Here is a 5,275-nt window from a genome sequence, read left to right on the forward strand (position 1 = left end):
CCTTCTGCTCTTTACCATTCCATGTTACATTTGCTCCCAACTTCTCTGCTATAAACCTTGCCGGTACTTGAGTCCTTCCATTCGAATCGATAAACGGCTGCTCATCCGGAAAATTCAATCTTTCACCATTTACCTCTACCCTTAATGGTAATTCTATTGCCGCTTCCACAGCTATTGTTAACATCATAAAAACACTTATAATCGCTAATATAAACGCTATTTTCCTCACAACTAAATTCCCCCATACAGTTTTAAATTTATTTTTGCTTCCTGTTTTGCTATTAAACCACACTTTAACTCTACTATACAATTATATAACATCCAAAACCTAACATCAAAGCTGTATTATAGTTTTCGACAATTTCTTTACATCTACATATACTTCTTCATTTCTGTCGATATTGTCTTAATAAGACCGCATATTACTATTGCAGCAAATGCCAGGATTACCAATACAATTAATACCTTAACGATGTATTGCAAACCTGTTTCATATATTATCGTTTCATTGCCATCAGCATCGGTTTTTATAAGTCTGATATAGCCAAAGACCTGTTTAAGCGAATAATTAATACCGTCAATATCTACATTATTTACTTTTCTTTTGCTTGAGTGATTTGTATAATAGCTTTCACTTTCTTCCGAATTGGAAATCTTTTCTGTCTTTATTAGTTCAGCATCCGAATTAAAATAATAATATGCACTGTCCCTAACCGAAAAAATCATAATATCGTCTTGCTCATCGAACTCAAATAAATATCTGCCCTCGACATTAAAGGCAAAAGAATATTTAAAGTTGCCATATTTATCGTACACATTTATATAATCATCAACAAATCCAATAGCAATATCACCTGAAGAATTGGCCGAAATTCCGACTGCCGACAAGTATGTTTTATGTTCTCGATTTGTCTTTCTAAAATTCAAATCGTTTTTGTCGGTTTTATCGGCATACCCACTGCCAATTCCTACACTTAGCAACACAAATAAAAGAATCACGAGTCTTTTCACTTGCCATCACCACACCTTCACAGTCATTATAAATAATCAATTATTCTCATAAATTAATTTCGCAAAAAGTGCTCATTATCTCCTTTTTGCCATAAAACGTCATACCCCGCAGTGCATACTCCAATAGAAATTGCAATAAAAACAATCAATTATTCATATAAAATAGTGTAATTCATTCCATCAGTATCATTTTTAAAACCTCATTTTAACACCCCATCCATATTCCAGAATAACCTTAACCCCCCCTATAGTATTGATAAGCTTATAATAATATCTTTTATTAATTACAAAATATTTCAATTCATACTGTTAAAACCAAGAGTGTAATGCTCACAGAAACCATTCCACACATCTTTTGTGCTGCAACACATTACATTTGTCCATATTAATATCATACTAAAGGAGATTAAAAATGCAACTATATTCCAGCGATAAAATTAATTTACGAACGAGAAATATTTAAGCTCCTTACAATAATTCCCACATTTATCTTATAAGTTAATATTTCAGTGTAATTTTACCGCTCGATATAATAAAATTTTCAATAAAACATGATATAATAATTTTCATCCACTACTACAAAATAATTACGGAGGGGAAAAATGAAAAAGAAAACTGTACTCAGCGTCAAAATCTTATTAATCATCTGTATTTTTACGTCAATCTTTTGTTTCGGTATACCGGTTTTGGCGAATAACTCAAATTTGGATGAAGCGGACCAATATGTTTTAAGCGCTTACAGTGCTATTGCGCAGGAAAACTACAACCTGGCACTTGACTATTGCAACAAAGCCATTAATATAAGCCCCAAACCGGAATATTATTGTTTGAAAGGCGAAATATTGCAATACCAGGAAAAATACCAAGAAGCTTTAACTGCTATCCAGCAAGCACTAAACATTTCACCGAACTACGGAGATGCACATCTAAAAAAGGCATTAATTTATTCAAGCCTCAACAGAAATGACGAAATGCTCAACACTTTTGACGCAGGAATCGCTGCAGTACCAAACTACATACCCTTATACATATTTAAAGCAGGTTCCCTGCTTGAAATGAATAGAATCAACGAAGCTATTGAATGCTACAAACTTGGAATAAAGAATAATCCAAAAGAATTATACTTTTATATCACGTTAAGCGATCTTTTATTCAATGTCGGTAACATTAACGAAGCAATGAAGTGTCTCAAGAAAACACTCGAATTAGACCCCTACGAGGCAGGAGCCTTTTATAATAGCGCATGTGTATATTCCTTTTGGGGAAAAACAGACGAGGCTCTAGCTAATCTTAAAAAAGCTATTCAATTGGCACCCAGATATAAAGCTCTCGCTATAAATGATAAAGACTTTGATAACATCAGAAATTTAAATGCTTTTAAAACCTTGACAGGTGTTGGAGTTTATGTGGACGGTAAGTATATGGAGTTTGACGTTCCTCCCACTATTGAGGAAGGAAGGGTTCTTCTTCCTCTGAGAATGGTATTTGAAGCATTGGGTGCATCTGTAGAATGGATAGATTCCACTAAAACTGTAAAAGGCCAATTGGGCAGCACTACACTTTCACTTCAAATAGGTTCCAAAACAGCTATTGTAAACGGAAAAGAAGTCAGTCTTGATGTGCCCGGCAAAATTGTCAACGGTCGTACCCTTGTACCGGTGAGATTTGTTTCGGAATCCTTCGGTGCCGACGTAGGCTGGGATCCGGATACTAAAACCGTTTATGTTTCTTCTCCGGAAGAAAACATAAATAACACAGGTCTTTCAAGAGATGCTATTATTCAAAAATTGGATGAATCTCTTGATATACTTACAGTAGACGGTATATTACCCGAGCCCTATAATCTTAAACCTACGGAAGCAAAAATATTTTTGGTTGCAAAAAGCGAATATGATTTGAATCTGTTTAGAGCATTGAGCAAACAGGATAAAATCGATTATTTGAATAAAGTTGTTCAGAAAAACTTCGGTTCGATATTGGGATGTGATAATATTGAGGTATCCTTTGTTTATGACAATAAAATGTATTACAGACTTTATACCTCATATGAGGGTAACGCTAAGGATTTAAAATTGGAAACTTTCAAACTCGGCATGCTCGTTAACGTTATTGAACAGGATCATATCAATTTAACTTTTAAGTATTATTACGCTAATTAGTTGATTTATGAGATGTAAAAAGCCATTGTGATGCTTTTCGCAGTGGCTTTTTGCTTTTATATTTTTATACAAATATTCTTATAGCAGCAATCAAGGCATTTACTTTTTTGCTTTGTTGCTTCAGGGTAATATCCATCCATGATCTTTCTGTACTCCTCTATATAAAGGCAAACATTGTCCTTGTCTTCTTCTGTCACGCAAACTTCCACCAGTCTGTTTTCTTCCCTGCAATACACTAAAAATCCTTTATGAACTTTTTTTCCGAATGTTTCTTCAATCATTATTGCATACATGACAAGCTGATTCTTATAAGTCTTGAAAAGTCTTTCATCATATGTAGCAAATTTATAATCCAACGGTGCCATTGTCCCATCAAAAAGTGTATGGACTTCGTCGGCACTTCCCCTTATTCCATACTTTTCAGAAACCAAGTTTACACCTATCATTTTACCTATCGACCCAATTTTCTTCGGCAGGTAATTCTTGTTCTGCTCTCCTCTCTTTTTATGTATTTCCCTTCCCATCATAACTTTAAAACGTTTCTCTTCATTCTGGTCAATTCCAAGGCATTTCATATAATAAATATATCTCTTACAGTAAAGGAACTCTATCATGTCTGAAGGTGTAATATAGAATTGATTTTCATTAAAAAAACTTTGAGATGATTTCATCAGTTACCAACTCCTTGTCAAATGCCTGTCCCAACAAACCTGCTTTATTGAGATCAGCCTTGCTCATTGTAAACACATAAACAGAATCAACGTCCTTGTCTATTATGTTATCGAGTACCAATTTAAGTTCATCAAACTTATTGCTCTCAAGCTCACCAAGAAACACGCTTTTTTGTACACGGTAAAGTCCGGCATTTTTACACTTCTTTATTACATTGTTTCTTGTCTTATTGGATGTAATATCGTAAATTACCCATGTCAACATTGCATGTCCTCCTTCAGTATGCGATTTGCAATCTGATGGCAATCGTACTGAATAATGTTGGCAAATTCTATTCTTCTTCCCCTGTAATTCATTTTAACTTCCAGCTCTTTGTTATACTCGGATATCAGCAGTTGCTTTCCTTCTTTATTAAGATAATATCCATCTTCTACTTTGTCAAAAAAATTGTCTTGTACTTTCTTTGTGCTAAATAAGCGGAAAACTATTTCATCCATATATCCTCTGTACATCTCAACCATATCATATACAAGGGCTTTTTTATTATAATTGTCGGTATGCATAATACCTATATATGGGTCCAACCCCGCAATTATACAGGCTTTTTCTACACTAGAATATAAAATACCGTAAGCATAATTAAGCATACAATTAAAAGGATCTTTTGCTGGATTTCGGCTTCTCAATTCAAACGCATATTTTTCCGGAATCAGCTTGCCAAGGGTTTCAAAATATACTCTTCCGGCTGTTCCTTCATAGCCAAGTAGCATATTTCTTACACTGTTTACTGTTTCACTTTGTTTAATTGACATGATATTATCTTTTTGCTTCTCAATCTTTTCCAAAGCGTCTCTAATTAACGCACGTTTTTCTTCGTCTCTGCGGTTAGTTTCTAATTTTTTTAATAATTTTATTTGATTATCCATCTTTTCTAATATCCATTCCTGTACAAGTTGAAGCCCAAGCGGACTATCCTGTAAGAATAACTGCTTTCTTCTGATTGTACTGATACTCCCAAGTTTAGAATGCCACACGCGTCCCATAGGCTGTCCCGTACTTTTTAAGAATATTATGTCAATATTATATTCAAGGGCTAGCTCGATTGCATCAGTTGTAAGTGCAGCATGGGTTGTAATCATTATTTGATCGACTTTTGTTGCGGCTATTTCTCGTTTTTCATTCTCACTCTGAATCTGAAAGCATTCTCCCCTTTTGCAAAGGTAAAGTCCTGGTGTGTTCAGAATCAGCTTCATTTTGCACCTCCTTACAATTAGTTCCAATTCGTTGAGTAGTATTCAGCAGTCTACTAATACACGCTGTGTTGCTTCTACCCTTGTTTTACTGGAAGTACCACTTCAACTAAAAAAAATAAAATAAGAATAAAGCTTTTTACTTTGTTTCAATCCTTGTTTTACTGGAAGTACCACTTCAAC

The 5,275-nt window shown here is 34.4% G+C and carries 6 protein-coding genes; 1 reads left to right on the forward strand and 5 read right to left on the reverse strand.

Annotated elements, in window-relative coordinates; translation table 11 throughout:
- Both PLH43_RS12935 and PLH43_RS12940 read right to left on the reverse strand, forming a co-directional pair.
- On the reverse strand, positions 1-229 hold a 229-nt coding region (locus tag PLH43_RS12935; RefSeq protein ID WP_324363787.1), incomplete at its 3' end, for a stalk domain-containing protein.
- Between the two features lie 143 nt (positions 230-372).
- On the reverse strand, positions 373-1,011 hold the full coding sequence (locus PLH43_RS12940) for a hypothetical protein (protein WP_324363789.1): 639 nt from the start codon (positions 1,009-1,011) through the stop codon (positions 373-375).
- Between the two features lie 602 nt (positions 1,012-1,613).
- Here PLH43_RS12940 and PLH43_RS12945 point away from each other — a divergent pair.
- Positions 1,614-3,170: a stalk domain-containing protein gene (locus tag PLH43_RS12945; RefSeq protein ID WP_324363791.1), complete on the forward strand. Its 1,557-nt coding sequence runs from the start codon at positions 1,614-1,616 to the stop codon at positions 3,168-3,170.
- A gap of 56 nt (positions 3,171-3,226) precedes the next feature.
- Here the strand turns inward: PLH43_RS12945 and cas4 are convergent, their stop codons facing one another.
- From cas4 to cas1, 3 genes are read right to left on the reverse strand one after another with little or no spacing between them, the layout of a single operon-like run.
- Positions 3,227-3,841 (reverse strand): CRISPR-associated protein Cas4, encoded by a 615-nt coding sequence (cas4, locus tag PLH43_RS12950; protein WP_324363793.1) that lies wholly within the window; start codon positions 3,839-3,841, stop codon positions 3,227-3,229.
- Complete coding sequence (gene cas2 / locus PLH43_RS12955; protein WP_324363795.1) at positions 3,816-4,106, reverse strand: CRISPR-associated endonuclease Cas2; 291 nt, start codon at positions 4,104-4,106, stop codon at positions 3,816-3,818. The genes cas4 and cas2 overlap by 26 nt, the downstream gene beginning before the upstream one ends.
- Positions 4,100-5,095 (reverse strand): CRISPR-associated endonuclease Cas1, encoded by a 996-nt coding sequence (gene cas1, locus PLH43_RS12960; RefSeq protein ID WP_324363797.1) that lies wholly within the window; start codon positions 5,093-5,095, stop codon positions 4,100-4,102. The genes cas2 and cas1 overlap by 7 nt, the downstream gene beginning before the upstream one ends.
- Positions 5,096-5,275 lie beyond the last annotated feature (180 nt).

Origin of the sequence: Acetivibrio sp., from assembly GCF_035371925.1 — a bacterium.
Taxonomy (GTDB): Bacteria; Bacillota; Clostridia; order Acetivibrionales; family Acetivibrionaceae; genus Hungateiclostridium.